Origin of the sequence: Flavobacterium sp., assembly GCF_965284515.1 — a bacterium.
In the GTDB taxonomy this organism is placed as follows: Bacteria; Bacteroidota; Bacteroidia; order Flavobacteriales; family Flavobacteriaceae; genus Flavobacterium.
The window spans coordinates 950,895-972,304 of record NZ_OZ260089.1; the positions used below are offsets into that span (position 1 = coordinate 950,895).

General features: G+C 31.3%; 19 protein-coding genes. 6 read left to right on the forward strand and 13 right to left on the reverse strand.

The window, feature by feature from the left end; translation table 11 throughout:
• Nucleotides 1–58: 58 nt before the first annotated feature.
• From asnS to ACQ65T_RS04350, 6 genes are all read right to left on the reverse strand, one after another.
• Nucleotides 59–1,504 carry an asparagine--tRNA ligase gene (gene asnS, locus ACQ65T_RS04325; protein ID WP_430399872.1) on the reverse strand — a complete coding sequence of 482 codons (1,446 nt, stop codon included), beginning with the start codon at nucleotides 1,502–1,504 and terminating at the stop codon, nucleotides 59–61.
• A gap of 65 nt (nucleotides 1,505–1,569) precedes the next feature.
• Complete coding sequence (locus ACQ65T_RS04330; protein WP_430399873.1) at nucleotides 1,570–3,978, reverse strand: efflux RND transporter permease subunit; 2,409 nt, start codon at nucleotides 3,976–3,978, stop codon at nucleotides 1,570–1,572.
• A 73-nt stretch (nucleotides 3,979–4,051) separates the two neighbouring features.
• Nucleotides 4,052–6,535 (reverse strand): DUF5686 family protein, encoded by a 2,484-nt coding sequence (locus tag ACQ65T_RS04335; RefSeq protein ID WP_430399874.1) that lies wholly within the window; start codon nucleotides 6,533–6,535, stop codon nucleotides 4,052–4,054.
• Between the two features lie 72 nt (nucleotides 6,536–6,607).
• A complete protein-coding gene (gene frr / locus ACQ65T_RS04340) occupies nucleotides 6,608–7,171 on the reverse strand; it encodes a ribosome recycling factor (protein ID WP_430399875.1) in 564 nt (187 codons plus the stop codon).
• Between the two features lie 81 nt (nucleotides 7,172–7,252).
• On the reverse strand, nucleotides 7,253–7,960 hold the full coding sequence (gene pyrH / locus ACQ65T_RS04345) for a UMP kinase (protein WP_430399876.1): 708 nt from the start codon (nucleotides 7,958–7,960) through the stop codon (nucleotides 7,253–7,255).
• 108 nt (nucleotides 7,961–8,068) lie between these two features.
• On the reverse strand, nucleotides 8,069–8,848 hold the full coding sequence (locus ACQ65T_RS04350; protein ID WP_430399877.1) for a patatin-like phospholipase family protein: 780 nt from the start codon (nucleotides 8,846–8,848) through the stop codon (nucleotides 8,069–8,071).
• A gap of 80 nt (nucleotides 8,849–8,928) precedes the next feature.
• Between ACQ65T_RS04350 and ACQ65T_RS04355 the strand changes: the two genes are divergently transcribed.
• A complete protein-coding gene (locus ACQ65T_RS04355) occupies nucleotides 8,929–9,525 on the forward strand; it encodes a thioredoxin family protein (RefSeq protein ID WP_430399878.1) in 597 nt (198 codons plus the stop codon).
• 3 nt (nucleotides 9,526–9,528) lie between these two features.
• On the opposite strand, the gene ACQ65T_RS04360 is transcribed toward ACQ65T_RS04355, so the two are convergent.
• From ACQ65T_RS04360 to ACQ65T_RS04380, 5 genes are read right to left on the reverse strand one after another with little or no spacing between them, the layout of a single operon-like run.
• Nucleotides 9,529–10,146 carry a YiiX/YebB-like N1pC/P60 family cysteine hydrolase gene (locus ACQ65T_RS04360; protein WP_430399879.1) on the reverse strand — a complete coding sequence of 206 codons (618 nt, stop codon included), beginning with the start codon at nucleotides 10,144–10,146 and terminating at the stop codon, nucleotides 9,529–9,531.
• Nucleotides 10,136–10,834 (reverse strand): tRNA pseudouridine(55) synthase TruB, encoded by a 699-nt coding sequence (truB, locus tag ACQ65T_RS04365; RefSeq protein WP_430399880.1) that lies wholly within the window; start codon nucleotides 10,832–10,834, stop codon nucleotides 10,136–10,138. Before truB ends, ACQ65T_RS04360 begins: the two co-directional genes overlap by 11 nt.
• Nucleotides 10,834–11,619, reverse strand: a complete 786-nt coding sequence (locus tag ACQ65T_RS04370; protein WP_430399881.1) for an undecaprenyl-diphosphate phosphatase — start codon at nucleotides 11,617–11,619, stop codon at nucleotides 10,834–10,836. Before ACQ65T_RS04370 ends, truB begins: the two co-directional genes overlap by 1 nt.
• A complete protein-coding gene (locus ACQ65T_RS04375) occupies nucleotides 11,619–11,858 on the reverse strand; it encodes a DUF3098 domain-containing protein (protein ID WP_264560201.1) in 240 nt (79 codons plus the stop codon). Before ACQ65T_RS04375 ends, ACQ65T_RS04370 begins: the two co-directional genes overlap by 1 nt.
• A gap of 56 nt (nucleotides 11,859–11,914) precedes the next feature.
• Nucleotides 11,915–12,790, reverse strand: coding sequence for a cell division protein FtsX (locus ACQ65T_RS04380; RefSeq protein ID WP_264560202.1), 876 nt, complete (start codon nucleotides 12,788–12,790; stop codon nucleotides 11,915–11,917).
• A gap of 196 nt (nucleotides 12,791–12,986) precedes the next feature.
• On the opposite strand from ACQ65T_RS04380, the gene ACQ65T_RS04385 reads away from it, so the two are divergent.
• From ACQ65T_RS04385 to ACQ65T_RS04395, 3 genes are all read left to right on the forward strand, one after another.
• Nucleotides 12,987–15,914, forward strand: a complete 2,928-nt coding sequence (locus tag ACQ65T_RS04385; RefSeq protein ID WP_430399882.1) for a leucine--tRNA ligase — start codon at nucleotides 12,987–12,989, stop codon at nucleotides 15,912–15,914.
• Between the two features lie 113 nt (nucleotides 15,915–16,027).
• Nucleotides 16,028–16,441, forward strand: a complete 414-nt coding sequence (locus tag ACQ65T_RS04390) for a hypothetical protein (protein WP_264560203.1) — start codon at nucleotides 16,028–16,030, stop codon at nucleotides 16,439–16,441.
• A gap of 81 nt (nucleotides 16,442–16,522) precedes the next feature.
• Nucleotides 16,523–17,203: a zinc metallopeptidase gene (locus ACQ65T_RS04395; protein ID WP_430399883.1), complete on the forward strand. Its 681-nt coding sequence runs from the start codon at nucleotides 16,523–16,525 to the stop codon at nucleotides 17,201–17,203.
• Between the two features lie 51 nt (nucleotides 17,204–17,254).
• On the opposite strand, the gene ACQ65T_RS04400 is transcribed toward ACQ65T_RS04395, so the two are convergent.
• The gene (locus ACQ65T_RS04400) at nucleotides 17,255–17,725 is read right to left on the reverse strand and encodes an Lrp/AsnC family transcriptional regulator (RefSeq protein ID WP_430399884.1); all 471 of its coding nucleotides are present in this window, start codon (nucleotides 17,723–17,725) and stop codon (nucleotides 17,255–17,257) included.
• A gap of 96 nt (nucleotides 17,726–17,821) precedes the next feature.
• A complete protein-coding gene (locus tag ACQ65T_RS04405) occupies nucleotides 17,822–19,192 on the reverse strand; it encodes a saccharopine dehydrogenase family protein (protein ID WP_430399885.1) in 1,371 nt (456 codons plus the stop codon).
• A gap of 123 nt (nucleotides 19,193–19,315) precedes the next feature.
• Here ACQ65T_RS04405 and ACQ65T_RS04410 point away from each other — a divergent pair, with 123 nt between their 5' ends.
• Together ACQ65T_RS04410 and pckA are read left to right on the forward strand one after the other, a co-directional pair.
• Nucleotides 19,316–19,705, forward strand: coding sequence for a DUF423 domain-containing protein (locus tag ACQ65T_RS04410; protein WP_430399886.1), 390 nt, complete (start codon nucleotides 19,316–19,318; stop codon nucleotides 19,703–19,705).
• 68 nt (nucleotides 19,706–19,773) lie between these two features.
• Nucleotides 19,774–21,399, forward strand: coding sequence for a phosphoenolpyruvate carboxykinase (ATP) (gene pckA, locus ACQ65T_RS04415; protein ID WP_430399887.1), 1,626 nt, complete (start codon nucleotides 19,774–19,776; stop codon nucleotides 21,397–21,399).
• Nucleotides 21,400–21,410: the final 11 nt, after the last annotated feature.

Sequence of the window (21,410 nt, forward strand, 5' to 3'; positions counted from 1 at the left end):
ATTCAGTTATTTGTAAAGTTAAGAACAAATAACTAAATTAACGAATTAACCCTTTATTTTAAAATTCTGCGTTTTGTGGTGTTCTTGGGAAAGGAATTACATCGCGAATGTTAGACATTCCTGTTACGAATAAAACCAATCTTTCAAATCCTAATCCGAATCCTGAGTGAACTGCAGAACCAAATTTTCTAGTATCTAAGTACCACCAAAGTTCTTCTTCTTCAATTCCTAAAGCTTTCATTTTTTCTATTAGGATATCTAAACGCTCTTCACGTTGAGAACCTCCAACTATTTCACCAATTCCCGGGAAAAGGATATCCATAGCTCTTACAGTTTCTTTACCTGGTTCTGTATTGTCGTTCAAACGCATGTAAAACGCTTTAATTTTTGCTGGATAATCAAATAAAATTACAGGACATTTAAAGTGTTTTTCAACTAAGAAACGTTCGTGCTCACTTTGTAAGTCAGCTCCCCATTCTTCAATGATATAATTGAATTTTTTCTTTTTGTTTGGAGTTGAATTTCTTAAAATATCAATTGCTTCTGTGTAAGAAACACGTTTGAAATTGTTTTCTGTAATGAAGTTTAATTTTTCAAGTAAACTCATTTCACTTCTTTCTGCTTGTGGTTTAGATTTTTCTTCTTGAAGTAAACGATCATTTAAGAAGTTTAAATCATCTTCACATTTATCAAGCGTATATTTTATAACGTATTTAATGAAGTCTTCAGCTAAGTCCATGTTAGCATCTAAATCATTAAAGGCAACCTCTGGCTCAATCATCCAAAACTCAGCTAAGTGACGAGAAGTATTTGAATTTTCAGCTCTAAATGTTGGCCCAAAAGTATACACTTGACCTAAAGCCATGGCATAAGTTTCAGCTTCTAATTGTCCGGAAACCGTTAAGTTAGTTTCTTTACCAAAGAAATCTTCTTTATAATTAACTTTTCCTTCTTCGGTTCTTGGCGTGTTGTCGAATGGTAATGAAGTCACTTTAAACATTTCACCTGCTCCTTCTGCATCACTACCCGTAATAATAGGAGTGTTTACGTAGAAAAAACCATTTTCTTGAAAATATTGATGAACTGCAAATGAAAGTGTAGAACGTACTCTCATAATTGCACTGAATGTATTGGTTCTCACTCTTAAGTGAGCATTTTCTCTTAAGAATTCTAAAGAGTGTTTTTTTGGTTGCATTGGAAATTTTTCCGCATCACTATCTCCTAAAATTTCAATTTTTGAAACCTGAATTTCTACCGATTGTCCTTTTCCTTGACTTTCTTGTAATGTTCCTTTTACACAAACAGCAGCTCCTGTTGTAATTCTTTTTAAAGTTTCTTCAGGTGTGTTTTCAAAATCTACAACACACTGAATGTTATGAATTGTAGAACCATCGTTTAATGCAATAAACTGATTGTTTCTGAATGTTCTAACCCAACCTTTTGCTGTTACTTCTTGTAATGTTTTTGTGTTATTTAAAAGGTCTTTAACTTTAATATGTTCCATCTTTCTTTTTATTTTTTGACATGATATGATCAAATCATACTGTATAATGAATGCAAATATAATTATTAATTAATTGAGATTTCATCGTCTGAATCATCTGCAAGAATATCTATAGTTGGCTCTAAAAACTCTTCTTTGTTGGCAATTGTTTTTTCTAACGAAAGTAATAGGGCAGGTAATAATATTAAATTAGAAAGCATTGCAAAAAGCAATGTTGCAGCTACTAATCCTCCTAGGGCTACTGTTCCTCCAAAACTCGAAAGTGTAAATACTGAAAAGCCGAAAAACAATACAACTGAAGTATAAAACATACTAACTCCTGCTTCTTTCATAGTACTAAATACTGAACGCTTGATTTTCCAATCGTTTGCAATTAATTCTTGACGGTATTTTGCTAAGAAGTGAATTGTATCATCAACAGAAATACCAAATGCAATGCTAAACACTAATATTGTTGATGGCTTAATTGGCACACCTAAAAAGCCCATTAAACCTGCTGTAATAATAAGAGGCAATAAGTTTGGAACCAATGAAACAATAATCATTTTGAACGACCTGAATAAATAGGCCATTAATAATGAAATCAAAACAATAGCAAACAATAATGAAAGGACTAGGTTTTTAACAAGGTAATGTGTCCCTTTTTCAAAAACATAGGCTTTACCTGTCATTGTTACCGTATAGCGTTCACTTGGAAAAAGTTTGTCAATTTTTTCTTGTAAACGTTCCTCTATTTTTTTCATTTTATCTGTACCAATATCTCTCATAAAAGTAGTAACTCTAGCGTATTGACCTGTGCTATCCACATAACTTTTCATCATGTCTCTATTTCCGTCTTTAGTAGAGTTTTTTATGTATGATAAAATAAATGCTTCTTCTTGTTTTGTAGGTAATTCATAGTATTCCGGGTTGCCGTTATAATAGGCTTGTTTGGAATATTTTACCAAATTAACAATAGAAACCGGTTTAGATAATTCAGGAATTTCTTCAATAGTTTCCTGTAATTCGTTGATCCTTTTTAGAGTCACTGATTTTAATGCGCCTTTTTTTCTTTTTGTATCAATCATGATTTCAAGGGGCATTACTCCGTCAAACTCATTTTCATAAAATAAAATATCATCAAAAAAGCCAGTTTTTTTAGGCATGTCTTCAATAATACTTCCTGAAACTTTTATTTGATACATACCAATTATCCCAAGAACTAACAGCACAATTGCAGTGGTAAATACTTTAAAAGTATGATTTCTTACAGTATTATCTGTCCAATCAACAAAAGATTTAATGTAGTTTTTTCCTAAGTGTGCCAAATGCTTCTCTTTTGGGAGTGGCATATAGCTGTAAATAATAGGAATTATTATTAGGCATAGAAAAAATAGGAAAATAATATTCAAAGAAGCTACAATTCCAAACTCAGTAAGAAGTTCGCTATCTGTCGCCATGAACGTTGCAAAACCAGCAGCTGTTGTTAAATTAGTCATTAAAGTAGCATTTCCAACTTTAGAAATTACTCTTTGTAATGATTTAGCTTTGTTTCCGTGTTTTTTTATTTCTTGTTGGTACTTGTTGATTAAGAAAATACAATTTGGTATACCAATAACAATAATTAGCGGCGGTATAATTGCAGTTAAAACTGTTATTTCGTAATTCAGTAAACCAAGTGTTCCAAAAGACCACATTACCCCAATAATTACAATGCACATTGAAATTAAAGTTGCTCTAAAACTCCTGAAAAAGAAGAAGAATAATAATGAAGTGATAAATAATGCTGCTCCAACAAACAAGCCAATTTCGCTAATTATACTTTGAGAATTTAAAGTTCTAATGTAGGGCATTCCTGAAATTTTCAAATCAATACCGCTTTCTTTTTCAAATTCAGCAACCTTTTCCTTGTTTAAATATTTTAAGATAAAATCTTTACGTGCAGAGGTGTTAACAATTTCCTTGTTCATGTATATTGCAAAACGAACAGATCCAGTTTCCTTGTTAAACAACATTCCTTCATAAAAGGGAAGGTTGTTGAAAAATTCGCTTTCTTTTTCTTTTATATATTCAGTAGTAAATTCTGCTTTGTTTATAAAAGGAACAAGTTTAAATTTTTTATTTAAGGTGTCTTTTTTTAATACTTTTAAATCTTCAATTGATAGGGTAAAATCAACTGCTTTGTCTTTTTTAATTTTCCCAATAAAGTCTTCCCAAAGTAAAATATTTTTTTCGGTAAAAAAGGTAGAGTCTTTAAAGCCTATCACTACAAGATTGCCTTCTTCTCCAAATTTCTCTAGAAATGAATTGTATTCTTTATTTATTTTATGATTATCAGGTAATAGATTAGCTTCGGTATATGTAAATCGCATATTTTTCCATTGGAAAGCCATGAAAATAGTAAAGATTACTAAAGTAATTAGTAATGCAATTCTATTTCTTAAAATAAACCGCGCTATAAAATCCCAGAAACCTGTGCTTAGCCACTTTAGCATGTTAAAATTTTTAGAGCGCAAAGGTAAGGATTATTGCTTAATTTGCTAAATTTCAGACCAAAGAAAGCGCGTTTTAGAACCCTAAATCTATAAAATAAGAGATTTTAATAGATAAATTGTCGTCAAAATGAGCTAATTGATTTGGTCCATACCTGTAAAATGCAGTTAAACCAAGTCCTTTGAATATTTTATTAGCTTCAATTCCGCTTTCAAAAAAGCCTCTTTCAAGTGATTTAAAAGCTAGTCCAATGTGTTGATTTTCTTTATTTATTTCTCCCCAGGCCATTCGTGTTACTATCGAAAATTCGGGTGCAATTTTATAGCCTAAATCTATCTTGTTAAAAGTATGTTTAAGCTGTAATGAGGTGTACTTGTTGGAAAAGAACTCATTGTAATACATGGTTTCAAAACTGTTTTTTCCAGCAAAAGTAATACGCTGTAAAATAGCGTCCTTATTAATATTATTAGGAGCAACACTATACAAATGAGTTAAGGGTACATCGCCAAAAGCAATTCCTCCTTGAAATAATATTGAGCTTTTTTGTCCTGATAAATAGGGTACTTCATAGAATGTTTTGAAATCAATTTTTGAAAAAACAAAGTCATTTCCAACAACGTCAGGAATCGTTTGGGTATATTGTAGTGAAAATTTTGGATGACGTTTTTCAATTTCAATTACCCCCATAGGCGTGTTCATGTAGTTACTGAATGGATTCCATTGTAAGCCCAGTAGTACTGATGAAATGGAATATTCAGTATAGCTTTTACCATCGTTAACAAAAGTATAATCAAATAATGGCTGTATTTCGTTTTGTGAAATTGAAAAATAAGAGTTTAATTTTGGAAAAACTTTACTTTCTAAAATTACAGCAGCTGTTTTTATATTATAAAATGTAGAGATGTTAATTGGCCTTGGGTCGTATAATCTAAATTTTCTAGAATCAGTTACAAAGGTAGTTTGCGCTAATTCGCTAATGTCATCAGAATACGATGCACTAATCCACGTTTCACTCTTTTTGTTCAACAAATAAGAAGGAGTAATTCCATATTTAAATTCGGCATCTTTAAAGCCATATGCCCCGTAAAAAGCTAATTTATATTTTTCAGATAGTTTAGAATTGGTAACTCCTCCAAGTCCAATTCTAAATCCTTCATAATTATTGTACTTAATTAGCGTTCTTAAGTCTATATCTAAAATGCTAATAGGTATATATCCATTAAATATTTTCTTTCCTAAGAATATTTTGTGTTCAATTTTATTAGCAGTAGATAGACTATCTAATGATATGTATGTTTTTAATTTCCTTTTGTCTAAAGAGTCTTTTGTAAATTCAGCCCAATACTTTTCATCTTTATTAAAGCTACTTCTTGGTAAATCTATTTTTATTTTTGGGTCATTTATTTGCTGGTAATCTCCGATTTTCAAATCAAAAGGAGTTGATTCAATAGTGAGATACGCTCTATCAGAAGCATTCTTGTTTATTTTTTCTTCAGAACTTGCATTGAACTTTATAGTATTGCCAAGAATTTTTAAATCTTGATTATTTGTTCCCTTCTTTACGATAAACTTCCTTTTTTTAGGAAACCATAGATTGTGTTCTTTTAAATAATCAAAAGTATAAGTTGCTTCAATATTTACAATTCCATAAATTCTAAATTGAGCTTTTGAAATTGCAAAACTTTCAGCATCAACATATAAAATTCCTCTTAATCTATTAGAACGAATTTTTTTTGGCTGAAAATAAATACGGTATGTTTTTCTTCCTTGGTTTTGAAGACTGTCAATTAACCTATAAACATATAGTCTTCTTCCAATATTAGATATTGGATTTTGTAAAGGAGTTTCTAAAATTTCAAAGGGATTTTCATATACAGAATACGATAATAATTTTAATCCTAAATATTCGTAGATGGGTTCTTTAAATCCAGCCATTCTAGTAGCAAGAATAGTTTCTTTTTGCGTTTTTTTATTTTGTTGAATTAAATTTACTTTTTCGGTTTGGTAAATATGATTTTTTTCAACAAGTTTTTTAAATCTATAATTTGATGAATCTAATTTTATTTTATGTTTTCCAAAAATTGTTCTTTTATGAATTGTGTCAATTTTGCCAGAAATACTGTCCGGATTAGCACTAATTTGAAGGTATTCGTAGTTTTTATATTGAAAATTTGTTAGTGCTTTTTCAGGATCATTTTTGCTTTGAGCTTCGTATACTTTTTTAATGATAAGATTAACCTTTTGGTCTGAATAGACTTCATTATTCTTTACATTAATATTCATTATCATTTTTACTATGAATAATTTTCCATTATTTACAGGATATGATGATTTTTCATAATAACCTTTATAAGCGACATAAACTGGTTTTTTGAAATCAGAAACATTTATGGAGAATTTACCTTCCCAATCGGTCATAAAAGTTTTACTTTCATAAGTTATTTTTGCAAAAGCAACGGGGATAGTTGTATCAAAATCAATTACTTGGCCATTAATTTTAGTTTGTGCAACTAAAAAATTACTTATAAAAATAGCTGCTAATAATAGAATATGTTTCATCTAATGATTTTGAATTGCTAAAGTACTATTTTTTTAAATAAAAAATCCCGAATTATTCGGGATTTCAATGAGTTATACTTTCATTATTTCAGCTTCTTTAACAGCTAGAATTTCGTCTATTTTTTTAATGAAAGCATCTGTTAATTTTTGAATTTCATCTTCAGCAGATTTACAAATGTCTTCTGAAGTTCCATTTTTCTCCTCTTTTTTGATGTCACTATTGGCATCTTTACGTGCGTTTCTCACACCAATTTTAGCATCTTCAGCTTCACTTTTAGCTTGTTTAGCTAAATCTTTTCTTCTTTCTTCAGTTAATGGAGGTATGTTGATTATTATGTTGTCTCCATTGTTCATTGGGTTTAAGCCTAAGTTAGCAATCATAATTGCTTTTTCAATAGGTTGTAACATTGGTTTTTCCCATGGAGTAACCGTCAAAGTTCTTGCATCAGTTGCATTAATGTTTGCAACTTGAGAAAGCGGAGTTTGTGAGCCATAATAGTCAACAAAAACACCACCTAACATTTGAGGAGAAGCTTTTCCTGCTCTAATGTTTAATAATTCTTTTTCTAAATGAGCAATAGATCCATTCATTGATTCTTTTGCACCCTCTATTATAAAATTAATTTCTTCAGTCATTTTTTTCAGATTTTTGGATTGTTAGATTTTTAGATTGTTTTTATATGAACATTCTAGAAGTCTTGATATCTATTTTTCTAATTATATTGTTACTGTTGTTCCTATTGTTTCGCCTTGACAAACTCTCAATAAATTGCCATCTTTATTCATGTCAAAAACGATAATTGGTAGTTTGTTTTCTTGACTTAAGGTAAAAGCCGTAGTGTCCATTACGTTTAGTCCTTTAGCTAAGACGTCTTCAAATGAAATAAAATCAAACTTTACTGCTGTTTTATCTTTCTCAGGATCGGCATTATAAACTCCGTCAACTCTAGTTCCTTTTAAAATTACATCAGCGCCTACTTCTACACCTCTTAAAACGGCTGCTGTATCAGTTGTAAAATAAGGGTTTCCAGTTCCTGCACCAAAAATTACAATTCTACCTTTTTCTAAATGACGAGTTGCTTTTCTTTTAATATAAGGCTCAGCAATAGCTTCTATTTTTAATGCAGTTTGTAATCTAGTTTGCATTCCAGCTTCTTCAAGAGCTCCTTGTAAAGCCATTCCGTTAATTACAGTAGCTAGCATTCCCATATAATCTCCTTGAACTCTGTCCATTCCGTTGCTTGCTCCAGCAACCCCTCTAAAAATATTTCCTCCTCCTATAACAATAGCAATTTCTATACCTTTATCGTGAATTTGCTTTATTTCTTGAGCATATTCAGCCAGTCTCATGGGGTCAATTCCATATTGTCTTTCACCCATTAAAGCTTCACCACTAAGTTTAAGAAGAATTCTTTTGTATTTCATTTCAGTTGTATTTTAGATAGTTGAACTTTAACAGCTCAATTCGTTTTGTTGTGTTTTTTACGATGCAAATATAAATATATATCCATTCCAAAAAAAATGTAGTTAAAATTAAACGTTTAATTTTTCTAATGTCTTTTTTGCTTCTTCATAACCAATCCTAAAAATAGTATCCATTTTTGCTTTGTTGGTTTCAAAAGTGCTGTATTTCGATAGCTCTTTAGGTTCAATGATTAAATCACATATACTAAATTTTTGATAATTGCCTTGTGCGGAAAGTAAATCGAAAGCTCTCGTTGTAACCGCTTTAATTGAGTTTAAATCTTTTTCTTCTATGTCTTGAATTGGACTTACATAAACGCCTATTATAGTTTCACATCTTCCTTGTACCAAATCTGTTGGGAAATGGTTTAATATTCCACCGTCACTATATAAATTTTTATTAATCTTATAGGGAGAAATTATACCAGGAAATGCAGAAGAGGCTAGTACTGCATCAGATAGTTTTGTTTCTGGTCTAAATATTTTTAGTTTACCTTTTACAATGTCAGTTGCTGTTATGATAATTGGTATTTCAAGATCTCCAATTTTTGCTTGCCCAAAAACTTTGTCAAAATAGTCTTTAAAGGATTCAGAATCTACTATTCCGGGCTTTTTAAGTGTAAAATGACTCCAATGAAAAAAAAATATTGATTTAAAGAATGTAAGGATTTCATTTGGAGTTTTCCCAAAAGCATAAAGTGCTGCTATAATTGCGCCTGCACTTGTTCCGCTAATTATTGATGGTTTGATTTTTTTTTCTTCTAAATATTGTAATGCTCCAGCATGAGCAATTCCTTTAGATCCTCCGCCAGAGAGAACTAATCCAATATTTTTAGAATTTAAATCCATAATTGATTTTTAAGTTATGTAATAAAGCTTACATTCTATTTTCAAAATTAGAATTATTTTTGTCAAGTAAATGAATTAGAATGAAAAATATACTAGTAAAAGCACAAGACCACAGTTTTTCTTACAAAGAGTATAGAGATTGTGTTTCTAAATTAATTTTAGAAGGAAAATCAACTGGTCATACACAAACTGAAGATTTATTGCATTATTCAGAATTAAATGAAACAAGATTGAAGCGACTTGATAAGACTATTAAAGTTGTTCCAGAAATTGAGCAACAATTAAGTAATTTATCAAAAAAATATACTTGGTTAGTTATTTCAGAAGGCTGGTGTGGAGATGCGGCACAAATTTTACCTATAATTAATAAAATGGCAGAAGTGTCAGATTTCATTAATTTAAAAATTGTTTTAAGAGATGATAATGATGAGTTGATGAGTCAGTTTTTAACTAACGGAGGTAAAGCAATTCCTAAATTAATTATTTTAGATTCTGAAACGAATGAAATAATTACCGATTGGGGTCCAAGACCAGAACCTGCTCGAAAGCTTATTGCCGATTATAAAGCAGCAAATGGAGTAGTGGATGAAATAGCTAAAGTTGAATTGCAAAAGTGGTATTTGCACGATAAGGGCATTACAACTCAAAATGAAATAATGGCTTTAATGGCTATATAGGTTTTAGTCTAAAGTTCCAATAATTTTTAGTTTATTTGAAGTGGAAATTCCTCCAGGATTGCAACCTAATTGACCTTCCGGAATTTCCATTTTTAATTTATCGTAGTATTCTTTCCAAACTTTAAAAAATTCGTTCGAATTTGGTGCTTTAAATGTCATGGGTTGTAATTCAAAAAAGGGCTTTCCATACGCATCTAAGAAAGCATCATAAATTAATTCTGAACAATAATAACTACCATTGTTATATAAATAAGCATCGTCATAAGGTGTTCCAATTTGTTTTAACGAAAAAGCAATTGCTTCAGGAATTAGCTTTCTGTGTTTTCTTTTTAATCTTCCTACAAACATGGTTTCATTTGTATAAGATTTGAATTTTTCAATTGGAGTTAGTTGAACTGCCTTTCCAGCTGCTTCAATTATATAAATAGAATCGTTTTTAATGTAAACTAATCCAAGATGACTAAAATCGTTTCCTTTATAACCTTCCGTAACTTGATTAATTGCGTCGCATAACGGGCCGCAATTCATAGATTGAAAAATAATATCGCCTGTTTTTAGTTTTATATTTTGTGAAAAACAAAGTTGTGATATAAATATGAAAATAAAAAACCTAAATCGCATTTGAAATATTTTTCACAAAATCTTCAGGTGAAGTAGCATTCTCTACAGAATAATTGCCAATTTTTGTTCTGCGCAAAGCAGTTAAATGTCCGCCAGATTGAAGCGCTAAACCAAAATCATAAGCAATAGAACGAATGTAGGTTCCTTTACTGCATTTTATTCTGAAATCAATTTCAGGCAATGCAATTCGAGTAATTTCAAATTCGTGAATAGTTGTTTTTCGAGCTTTAATTTCAACTTCTTCTCCAGCACGAGCATGTTCATATAAGCGTTTTCCGTCTTTTTTAATGGCTGAAAAAACAGGTGGTTTTTGATCAATTTCTCCTAAAAATTGCTTGATTGTTTCTTGAATTAAAGCTTCGGTAATATGTTCTGTTGGAAAAGTTGCATCAACTTCTGTTTCTAAATCGTAAGATGGAGTTGTAGCTCCAACAGTAATGGTTCCAGTATATTCTTTGGCTTGCGCCTGAATTTCGGTAATTCTTTTAGTAAATTTACCAGTACATATAATTAGTAAACCAGTTGCTAAAGGGTCTAAAGTTCCAGCATGACCAATTTTAAATTTCTTTGGCAAATCATAATGCCTTTTTAAAGCATATTTTAATTTATTAACTGCCTGAAATGAAGACCATGTCAGCGGTTTATCAATTAATAATACTTGACCTTCTAAAAGAGTTTCTTTAGTCATTAAATGATGGTTAGTTTTTGCACAAAGAAGTGAATGAATAAAATAGCCAAACCAGCTATAATTCTGTAATAACCAAACATTTTAAATCCGTGTTTTGTAAGGTAGCCAATGAATGATTTTATGGCAATTAAAGCAACTACAAATCCCACAACATTTCCAATTATTAATAAATTGAATTGGTGGTCTGTTATTTCAAAACCTGCTTTATAATAATCATATAGTTTTTTTACAGTTGCCCCTAACATGGTAGGAATAGCTAAGAAAAAAGAAAATTCTGCTGCTGAAGTTCGAGATAATTTTTGGCTCATACCTCCTACAATACTTGCCCCACTTCTAGAAACACCAGGAATCATTGCTAAACATTGGAACAGCCCAATTTTTAAAGCAGTTAAATATGATATTTCTGTGTTTTCAGAATTTCCAAACCATTCATCTACTTTTAAAAGTAAAACTCCACCAATAATAAGTGAAATAGCCACAACTATTGGACTTTCTAGTAAACTGTCAATAAAATCATTTAATAAAAGACCAAAAACTACAGCAGGAATAAACGCTACAAATAATTTAAAGTAAAAATCCATACTTTGAAAAAAGCGCTTAAAATACAAAACCACTACAGAAAGTATGGTTCCAAGTTGAATTACAATGGTAAAAAGTTTAGTAAAATCATCACCTGCAATTCCAAAAAAAGAAGAGGCAATAATCATGTGTCCTGTTGAAGAAACGGGTAAAAACTCGGTAATTCCTTCAATAATGGCAAGAATAATGGCTTGAAATATATTCATTATTTATTTTTCTCTTTCTTAAAAATCGAATAAATTACCACACCAAAACCTGCTAAAACTACAGTTGGAGCCAAACGAATACGTCTAAAATTAAAAATATCTTCATTAAAAACATTCGGGTCGTCACTTCCACCGCCACTCATTAATATAAAGCCTAGAGCAATTATGCCAAGTCCAATTAAAAGAAATTTATAATTAACCTTATCAAATAAAAATTGAGGTTTGTTTTCGTTTTTCATGTGTTTTATATTTTTTTAGATTCAGTTTAACAAATAAATGAACCAACAAATAAACATTAGTAAAGGTCGTCAGTTTTTAAATTTAAAAAGCGTTGTGTGGCAAAGAAAGTACTTATCCAAGTTATTACAATTCCTACAACTAATACACCGGTAATTACAATTCCTATTGAAACATAATCTTTAGCGATACCAATGTTTGGAAAAAGGCCATCAACATAATAAACCACACCTAAAATGGCAACAATAGCCAATCCAGAGCCTAAAAGACCAAGTTTAATACTTCTCCAAATAAAAGGTTTTCTGATAAATGATTTAGTCGCACCAACCATTTGCATCGTTTTAATAGTGAAACGGTGTGAATAAATAGAAAGTCTTAACGAGCTATTAATTAATAACATTGCAATTACTGCAAAAAATCCACTGATTACTAAAATCCAAAAACTTATTTTTTTAATGTTGTCGTTTACTAAATCTACTAATTGTTTGTCGTAAATGATTTCCGAAACCATTTCATTTTTCTTAATATCAGTTTCAATAATTTTTATACTATCGGCAACTACATAGTCACCTTTTAAATTAATGTCAAATGAATTTTGTAGCGGATTAAATCCTAAAAATTCCATAAAATCTTTACCTACAATATCAACGTTTTTCTTTGCAGCGCTGTCTTTATGTACAAAAGTATATTCTTTAATGAAACGAGAATTTTTTAATTCAGTATCAAAAGCAGCTAAAGCACTATCTTTTGCTTCGTTTTTAAAGAAAACAGTCATAGGAATATTTTCCTTAAAATCATTCGTTATTTTTTTAGAATTAATTACAAATAACCCTAAAGTTCCTAAAAGAAACAAGACCAAGAAAATACTTAAAACTACAGAAAAATAAGAAGAAACAAGTCTTCTCTTGTTGTAATTTTCAAACGATGATGCCATAGTGTACAATTAATTAAGCTGTAAAAATACTAAAGATATTTTGTTTACATAGAATATAACAACAAAGTTTTAACTTTAGTATTATAAAATGTAAATTTGCAACTGAATTTTTCAGGTTTGTTGTTTCATTTTTGTACAGATTTTTTAATTTCAACGCAAAAATGTAAACTGTAAACTGTAAACTGTAAACTAAGAAATGAAATACAATCCAAACGAAATCGAAGCCAATTGGCAACAATATTGGTCAAAAAACCAAACATTTGCTGCTACTAATAAATCAGAAAAACCTAAATACTATGTACTTGATATGTTTCCTTATCCTTCTGGAGCTGGCTTACATGTTGGTCATCCATTAGGTTATATTGCTTCTGATATTGTAGCTCGATACAAACGTCACAAAGGATTTAATGTATTGCATCCACAAGGTTATGATTCTTTTGGTTTGCCTGCTGAACAATATGCCATTCAAACCGGACAACATCCAGATAAAACCACTAAAGAAAATATAGCTCGTTATAGAGAACAATTAGATAAAATCGGATTTTCATTTGATTGGAGTCGTGAAGTTCGTACTTCAAACGCTGATTATTACAAACATACACAATGGATTTTTATTCAATTATTTGAATCTTGGTACAATAATGCTTCCAATAAAGCAGAAAGTATTTGCACCTTAATTCAAGAATTTGAAAAAAACGGAAATGCTAATGTAAATGCAGTTTGTGATGATAACATAACTCCATTTTCAGCTGATGAATGGAATGCATTTTCATCAGAAGAACAACAAAAAATACTATTACAATATAGATTAACTTATTTAGCTGAAACTGAAGTAAACTGGTGTCCAGGACTGGGAACAGTTTTGGCTAATGATGAAATTGTAAACGGAGTTTCAGAAAGAGGAGGACATCCTGTAATTCGTAAAAAAATGACCCAATGGTCAATGCGAATTTCAGCGTATGCCGAACGTTTATTACAAGGTTTAAATGAAATCGATTGGACAGAATCGCTAAAAGAATCGCAACGTAATTGGATTGGAAAATCAGTTGGAGCAATGGTTTCTTTCAACGTGAAAAATCACAATGAAGTAATTGATGTTTTCACGACTAGACCTGACACCATTTTCGGAGTAACCTTTATGACTTTAGCGCCTGAACACGATTTAGTAGCTAAAATCACAACTCCAGAACAAAAAGAAGCCGTTGAAGCTTATGTTCATGCAACAGCAAAACGTTCGGAAAGAGAAAGAATGGCTGATGTTAAAACCATTTCTGGAGTTTTCACTGGTGCTTATGCCGAACATCCTTTTACCAAAGAACCAATTCCAGTTTGGATTGGAGATTACGTTTTAGCTGGTTACGGAACAGGTGCAGTTATGGCAGTTCCTTGTGGTGATGAACGTGATTATGCTTTCGCGAATTTCTTCAAAGGAACTAACGGAATGCCTGTAATCAAAAACATTTTCGACCAAGATATTTCGGAAGAAGCTTTTGGAGCAAAAGAAGGTTTTAAATTAGTAGATTCTGATTTCTTAAACGGTTTAGGGTACAAAGAAGGAACAAAAAAAGCGATTGAAGCTTTAGAAAATATAAAACAAGGTAACGGAAAAACAAATTACCGTTTGCGCGATGCTGTTTTTTCGAGACAAAGATATTGGGGTGAACCTTTTCCTGTTTATTATGTGAACGGTTTACCACAAATGATTGACAAAAAATATTTACCAATAGCTCTACCAGAAGTAGAAAAGTATTTACCAACAGAAGACGGACAACCGCCTTTAGGGAATGCAACGGTTTGGGCTTGGGATAGTGAAGCAAATCAAGTAGTAAGTAATGAAAAAATAAATAACACAAGTGTGTTTCCTTTAGAATTGAACACGATGCCGGGTTGGGCGGGTTCTTCTTGGTATTGGATGCGTTATATGGATGCACACAATGAAGAAGAATTTGCAAGCAAAGAAGCTTTAGACTATTGGCAAAATGTAGATTTATACATTGGAGGAAGCGAACACGCAACCGGACATTTATTATATGCTCGTTTTTGGAACAAATTCTTAAAAGATAGAGGTTTTGCTCCAACAGAAGAACCATTCAAAAAGTTGATCAATCAAGGAATGATTTTGGGAATGAGTGCTTTTGTTTATAGAGTTCATACTTTGAATAAAAAGCCAATCTTTGTTTCAAAGAATATGTTTTCATTACAAGAAAATATTATCAAAGGAAGTAAGCTTAAGGAATTAGGTAATATAAAATTTGATGACGATAAATTAGAAAGCGGGTTAGAATATAAAGTTCAAGCACTCCATGTTGATTTAACGGTTATAAATGACGTGACTAATGAGTTAGATATTGAAAAATTCAAAAATCATCCATTATATGTAGATTATAAAGATGCTGAATTCATTTTAGAAGATGGAAAATACATCGTTGGTCGTGAGGTTGAAAAAATGTCTAAATCAAAATACAACGTAGTCAATCCAGATGAAATTTGTAATGAATATGGAGCGGATACTTTACGTTTGTATGAAATGTTTTTAGGTCCATTAGAACAAGCAAAACCTTGGAACACTGCAGGAATTACAGGAGTTTTCGGTTTCTTAAAAAAACTATGGCGTTTGTATTTTGATGATAACGGTTTGAATGTTACTAATGACGAACCAACAGCAGAAATGTACAAGTCGCTATACAAAACCATCAAAAAAGTAACGGAAGATATCGAGAATTTCTCTTTTAACACTTCGGTTTCACAATTTATGATTTGTGTAAATGAATTACAACAATTAAAATGCCATCATAGGGCCATTTTAGAACCATTAGCAATTGTAATGTCGCCTTATGCACCACATATTGCTGAAGAATTATGGAAACAATTAGGTCACGAAGGCTCAATTGCAACCGTAGATTTTCCAATTTTTGAAGAAAAATATTTAGTTGAAAGTGAAAAAGAATACCCTGTTTCCTTCAACGGAAAAATGCGTTTTACAATGAAATTGCCTTTAGATTTAACCAAAGAACAAATCGAAGAAATTGTAATGGCTGACGAAAGAACACAGGCACAATTACAGGGCAGAACACCAAATAAAGTAATTATTGTGCCAGGTAAGATTATTAACTTGGTAGGATAAAGCCTTTTTATCGAAATAACATCACTAAAAACCCAAATTCAAATAAGAGTTTGGGTTTTTTTGTAACTTTTTTAAAATTTTACGTATAATAAGTATAATTTAAATAATTTGTAATGAGAAGAAACTATACAGGTTTAATATTTGGAATTGTAATTTTTGTTTTTATTTTAATTGCTTCAATGATGTTTGGTTTACCAAGATATAATGTTTGGCAGCAAGAAATGGCAGGAAAAGCTGAAATGGCAAAAGCAGAACAAAATAGAAGAATTTTAGTAGAAGAAGCTAAAGCGAAGTTAGAAGCAGAAAAACTAAACGCTCAAGCAGAAATTGAGAGAGCCAAAGGAATGGCTGAAGCTATGAAGTTAGAAAACGGTACATTAAGTGAAACTTACAATCAGTATTTGTTTATCAGAACCCTTGAAAAAATTGCAGATAAAGGAGATTTACCACAAATTATTTATGTTCCTTCAAATGGTTTGCTACCAGTTATGGATGTAAATAAAGGTATGAAACCAAATTCAAATTAGTAAGCGTCAAAATGTCATTTTAAAAAAATGGAATGTAATTTGATGTTTATTTAGTAAATTTAAATTCAAAATTTAGAAAATATGGGAATGAGTTATATGATTTTGGCTGGTGCTATTATGTTGGCCAGTTGGTTGGTTAGCAGTAGGCTAAAAAGTAAGTTTGAACATTATTCAAAATTGCATTTGCAAAACGGAATGAGTGGTGCGGAAATTGCCGAAAAAATGCTTGCCGATAATGGAATAAGAGATGTTAGGGTAATATCTACACCAGGACGTTTAACAGATCATTATAATCCTGCAGATAAAACGGTAAATTTAAGTGAAGCAGTTTATAATCAAAGAAATGCTGCTGCAGCTGCAGTTGCTGCTCATGAGGTGGGACACGCAGTGCAACATGCTCAGGCATATAGTTGGTTAACAATGCGTTCAAAATTAGTGCCTGTTGTACAAGTAGCTTCTAGTTTTGTGCAATGGATTTTATTAGCAGGAATTTTATTAATCAATACTTTTCCTCAATTATTATTAGTTGGAATTGTTGTTTTTGCTGCTACAACTCTTTTTTCGGTAATTACTTTACCTGTAGAATATGATGCAAGTAATAGGGCGTTAGCTTGGTTAGAAAACAAAAGAATGTTAACTCAACAAGAACACGATGGTGCAAAAGATGCTTTAAAATGGGCTGCAAGGACTTATGTTGTTGCTGCTTTAGGTTCTATTGGGACGTTGTTGTATTATGTAATGATTTACATGAATAGAAGATAATTTATTATAAATAGATGCAAAAAGCCGTTTGATGTTGTCAAACGGCTTTTTTTATAGTTGAATTTGTCTATCAATTTGTTGGTCTAGTGAAATAAAAGTTTCCGTACGAGAAACACCTTTTATGGCTTGAATTTTTTTGTTAAGCAACTGCATTAAGTGCTCGTTATCTTTACAGATAATTTTTATAAAGATGCTCCAGTTTCCTGTGGTGTAATGACATTCTAAAACTTCTGGAATTTTTTTTAGTTCTCTTACAGCTTCTGGGTTGCTCATAGCTTTGTCTAAATAAACACCTACAAATGCCATGGTAGAATATCCTAATACTTTTACATCAACAACAAATTTAGATCCCGAAATTACACCAGCTTGTTCTAATTTTTTTAAACGTTGATGAATTGCTGCTCCCGAGATTCCAATTTTTTTAGCGATCTGTAAAATGGGCTTACGAGCATCTTCCATTAAGTCTCGTAAAATTTCTTTATCTATTCCGTCTATTTCAATTTGTAATTGATTTGTCTTCATGGAGTTTTAGTTTGAAGTAAATATACTTATTTTGGTTTTAAAAATAAACAAAAAAAGCCTTGCGCGTTGCAAGGCTTTAATTCTGTTTTTCTATTTTTAACTGCTTACATTATCAGGATTGTAGCCTAGATAAGGTGTTTCATATTCATTAAAAATCACACCATAATCTTCTAACTCTTTTAATATAGGGCTGTAAACTTCTTTAGTAATTGGTAATTGAACACCAGGAGTTTTAATTTCTCCATTCAATATTTTTAAAGTAGCAATTGCAACAGGCAAGCCAACTGTTTTTGCCATAGAAGTATAGGTTTGGTCATCTCCTTTGCAAACCATTGTAGCGTCAATTTGTTTGTTTTCACCATTTAAAGTGTAACCAAATTTATGATACATTACAATCATGTCTTTATCATCTTCTTTTAAAACCCATTTTTCTGCTAGTATTTTTTCTAAAATTTGAGCAGGAGTAGCTTTTACAAGTTCTACTTTTTTATTTGGGTTGAATAAGTCTAACTCTACTAATTTGTCCCAAATGACATCATCTTGATCAATTTTTTGTGCATGACGTAATTTTATTTCAACAATGTCAGTTGGGTGATAAGGAAGGAAAGAATTTGTGAAATCACGATATGACATTTCTTCAGAATTGTCAATTACATATGAATCATCAGTCATTCCTAGTTGAACTAATATATCCCAAGCCCTAGAAAACCCAACTCTTCTAACGGTTCCTCTATAAACAGTAAGTGCGTTATCTAAGCCATAAACGCTTCTGTATTTTAAAGAATCTCTATTGGCATAAGCTTCAAATCTCCCAAAACCTTCAACTTCTAAAAACTCTGTACGTCTAAATAGTTTGTTGTAAGGGATGTATTTGTAAGTTCCTTCTTGTATAAATTTAGCAACACCGCCTTGACCAGCTAACACTACATTTCTTGGATTCCAAGTAAATTTATAATTCCAAAGGTTGTTGTCGCTTTCTGGGGCTACTAATCCACCACAAAATGACTCAAATAAAATCATTTCACCGCCTTTCGCACGAATTTCGTCAATTACTTTCATGGCACTCATATGGTCGATTCCAGGATCAAGACCAATTTCGTTCATAAAAACAAGACCGTTTTCTTTTGCAGCTTCATCAAGATCTTGCATTGCAGAGCTAATATATGAAGCGGTAACCATGTGTTTTTTATAAGTTACACAATCTTTTGCTACTTCAATATGCATGTGAGCAGGCAGCATTGATACAACAATGTCTGCTTTTTGAATTTCGGTTTTTCTTTGCTCAGCATTAAAAATATCAAATGCAATTGCGATTGCATTTGGGTGATTGTTTGTTTTCTTTCTTGCTAATTCAATAGATAAATCAGCAATAACGATTTTTAAATTCTCGGTAGTTGATTTGTCAAGTAGGTATTTTATTAAAGAAGAAGCAGATCTACCTGCTCCTATGACTAATATGTTTCTCATTTTGGGTTGGTTGTAAATATAATACGAAGGTAATAAATTGTTATATTTATTAAAAGTAATTTTAAACTATTATGATTTTTAACATAAAAAGAAAATGCTATATTTGTTATAATAAATTACAAAATGGAGAAGAAATTGATCTTAGTTGGCGCTTTGCTTGGTGTTATAACTATTGTTTTAGGTGCTTTTGGAGCACATGCTTTAAAAAAAGTTCTTACAGAATCACAACTTAGTACTTTTGAGGTAGGGGTTAAGTACCAAATGTATCATGCGCTTTTTTTGTTATTTATTGCGAATTTAAATTTTATTACACAAAAAGAGAAAACAATTATTATGTGTCTAGTACTTGTTGGGGTAATACTGTTTTCGGGCTCAATTTTTTTACTATCAACGAGTACGGTAACAAAAATTAAAACGTCATTTTTGGGTCCATTAACACCTGTTGGAGGATTGTTTTTAATTGCATCTTGGGTGTATTTATTTTATATAACAATCGTAAAAAACACTAATTAACAATGGTTTCTAAAATTTAATTTATAATTTTGCGTTTTATTATACACAAACAACATAACTAAAATAGTATGAATAATCACACTCAAACAACGAAAACAATATCGTTAGAGAAATATGGAATTAAAGATGTCGCTGAGGTAGTTTATAATCCATCATACGACTTTCTTTATAATGAAGAGTTGAGTTCAAATTTACAAGGTTTTGAAAGAGGTCACTTAACTGAACTTGGTGCAGTAAATGTAATGACAGGTATTTACACTGGACGTTCTCCTAAAGATAAATATATAGTTAAAGATGATGTTACGAAAGACACAATATGGTGGACATCAGATAAAGCGGTAAACGATAATAAGCCGATTTCAACTGATACTTGGAACGCATTAAAGGCGACAACGGTTAGTCAGCTTTCAGGAAAAAGATTATTTGTTATAGATGCATTTTGTGGTGCAAATGAAAACACTCGATTAAAAGTGCGTTTCATTATGGAGGTTGCTTGGCAAGCTCACTTTGTAAAAAACATGTTTATTCAGCCAACTGCTGCTGAATTAGAAGATTTTGGAGAACCTGATTTTGTTGTAATGAATGGTTCAAAAACTTCATTTAAAGATTTCGAAAAACATAACTTAAACTCAGAAGTATATGTTGCTTTTAACTTGACTGAAAAAGTACAGTTAATTGGTGGGACTTGGTATGGTGGTGAAATGAAAAAAGGTTTATTCTCAATGATGAACTATTATTTACCGTTACAAGGTATTGCATCTATGCACTGTTCTGCTAATAAAGGTAAGGATGGAGATGTAGCTGTCTTCTTTGGTTTATCAGGTACTGGAAAAACAACATTATCTACAGATCCAAAACGTGAGTTGATTGGCGATGATGAGCATGGATGGGATAATGATGGAGTGTTTAATTTCGAGGGAGGTTGTTATGCAAAAACAATCGATTTAAGTAAAGAAAACGAACCTGATATTTATGGAGCTATCAAAAGAGATGCTTTGTTGGAAAATGTTTCTGTAGATGCAAATGGTAAAATTGATTTCACAGACGGTTCTGCAACTCAAAACACAAGAGTTTCTTATCCAATTAATCATATTGCAAATATTGTAAAGCCAGTTTCTAAAGCAGGTCATGCAACAAAGGTAATTTTCTTAACTGCGGACGCTTTTGGTGTTATGCCTCCAGTTTCTAAGTTAACTCCAGAACAAACTAAGTATTATTTCTTATCTGGATTTACTGCTAAATTAGCAGGAACTGAAAGAGGAGTTACTGAGCCTCAACCAACCTTTTCTGCTTGTTTTGGAAAAGCTTTCTTGTCTCTACATCCAACAAAATACGGAGAAGAGTTAGTGAAGAAAATGGAGCAAAACAATGCGACAGCATACATGGTAAATACAGGTTGGAACGGAACAGGAAAACGTATTTCTATTAAAGATACGAGAGCGATTATTGACAGAATTTTAGACGGTTCAATCGAAAAAGCTGAAACTAAAATTATTCCTGTATTTAATTTTGAAGTGCCAACTTCTTTAAATGAAGTAAATGCTCAAATATTAGATCCAAGAGACACTTATACTGATGCTAAAGAATGGGAAACTAAAGCGAAAGACTTAGCAAACCGTTTTGTTGCTAATTTTGAACAATATACAGATAATGAAGAAGGTAAAAGCTTAGTTAAAGCTGGTCCAAGTTCTTAATCAATATTAAA

What these genes read in the sequence shown, in the direction of transcription:
- asnS (WP_430399872.1), bottom strand. Translation starts at nt 1,504, where the DNA reads ATGGAACATATTAAAGTTAAAGACCTTTTAAATAACACAAAAACATTA.
- ACQ65T_RS04330 (WP_430399873.1), bottom strand. Translation starts at nt 3,978, where the DNA reads ATGCTAAAGTGGCTAAGCACAGGTTTCTGGGATTTTATAGCGCGGTTT.
- ACQ65T_RS04335 (WP_430399874.1), bottom strand. Translation starts at nt 6,535, where the DNA reads ATGAAACATATTCTATTATTAGCAGCTATTTTTATAAGTAATTTTTTA.
- frr (WP_430399875.1), bottom strand. Translation starts at nt 7,171, where the DNA reads ATGACTGAAGAAATTAATTTTATAATAGAGGGTGCAAAAGAATCAATG.
- pyrH (WP_430399876.1), bottom strand. Translation starts at nt 7,960, where the DNA reads ATGAAATACAAAAGAATTCTTCTTAAACTTAGTGGTGAAGCTTTAATG.
- ACQ65T_RS04350 (WP_430399877.1), bottom strand. Translation starts at nt 8,848, where the DNA reads ATGGATTTAAATTCTAAAAATATTGGATTAGTTCTCTCTGGCGGAGGA.
- ACQ65T_RS04355 (WP_430399878.1), top strand. Translation starts at nt 8,929, where the DNA reads ATGAAAAATATACTAGTAAAAGCACAAGACCACAGTTTTTCTTACAAA.
- ACQ65T_RS04360 (WP_430399879.1), bottom strand. Translation starts at nt 10,146, where the DNA reads ATGCGATTTAGGTTTTTTATTTTCATATTTATATCACAACTTTGTTTT.
- truB (WP_430399880.1), bottom strand. Translation starts at nt 10,834, where the DNA reads ATGACTAAAGAAACTCTTTTAGAAGGTCAAGTATTATTAATTGATAAA.
- ACQ65T_RS04370 (WP_430399881.1), bottom strand. Translation starts at nt 11,619, where the DNA reads ATGAATATATTTCAAGCCATTATTCTTGCCATTATTGAAGGAATTACC.
- ACQ65T_RS04375 (WP_264560201.1), bottom strand. Translation starts at nt 11,858, where the DNA reads ATGAAAAACGAAAACAAACCTCAATTTTTATTTGATAAGGTTAATTAT.
- ACQ65T_RS04380 (WP_264560202.1), bottom strand. Translation starts at nt 12,790, where the DNA reads ATGGCATCATCGTTTGAAAATTACAACAAGAGAAGACTTGTTTCTTCT.
- ACQ65T_RS04385 (WP_430399882.1), top strand. Translation starts at nt 12,987, where the DNA reads ATGAAATACAATCCAAACGAAATCGAAGCCAATTGGCAACAATATTGG.
- ACQ65T_RS04390 (WP_264560203.1), top strand. Translation starts at nt 16,028, where the DNA reads ATGAGAAGAAACTATACAGGTTTAATATTTGGAATTGTAATTTTTGTT.
- ACQ65T_RS04395 (WP_430399883.1), top strand. Translation starts at nt 16,523, where the DNA reads ATGGGAATGAGTTATATGATTTTGGCTGGTGCTATTATGTTGGCCAGT.
- ACQ65T_RS04400 (WP_430399884.1), bottom strand. Translation starts at nt 17,725, where the DNA reads ATGAAGACAAATCAATTACAAATTGAAATAGACGGAATAGATAAAGAA.
- ACQ65T_RS04405 (WP_430399885.1), bottom strand. Translation starts at nt 19,192, where the DNA reads ATGAGAAACATATTAGTCATAGGAGCAGGTAGATCTGCTTCTTCTTTA.
- ACQ65T_RS04410 (WP_430399886.1), top strand. Translation starts at nt 19,316, where the DNA reads ATGGAGAAGAAATTGATCTTAGTTGGCGCTTTGCTTGGTGTTATAACT.
- pckA (WP_430399887.1), top strand. Translation starts at nt 19,774, where the DNA reads ATGAATAATCACACTCAAACAACGAAAACAATATCGTTAGAGAAATAT.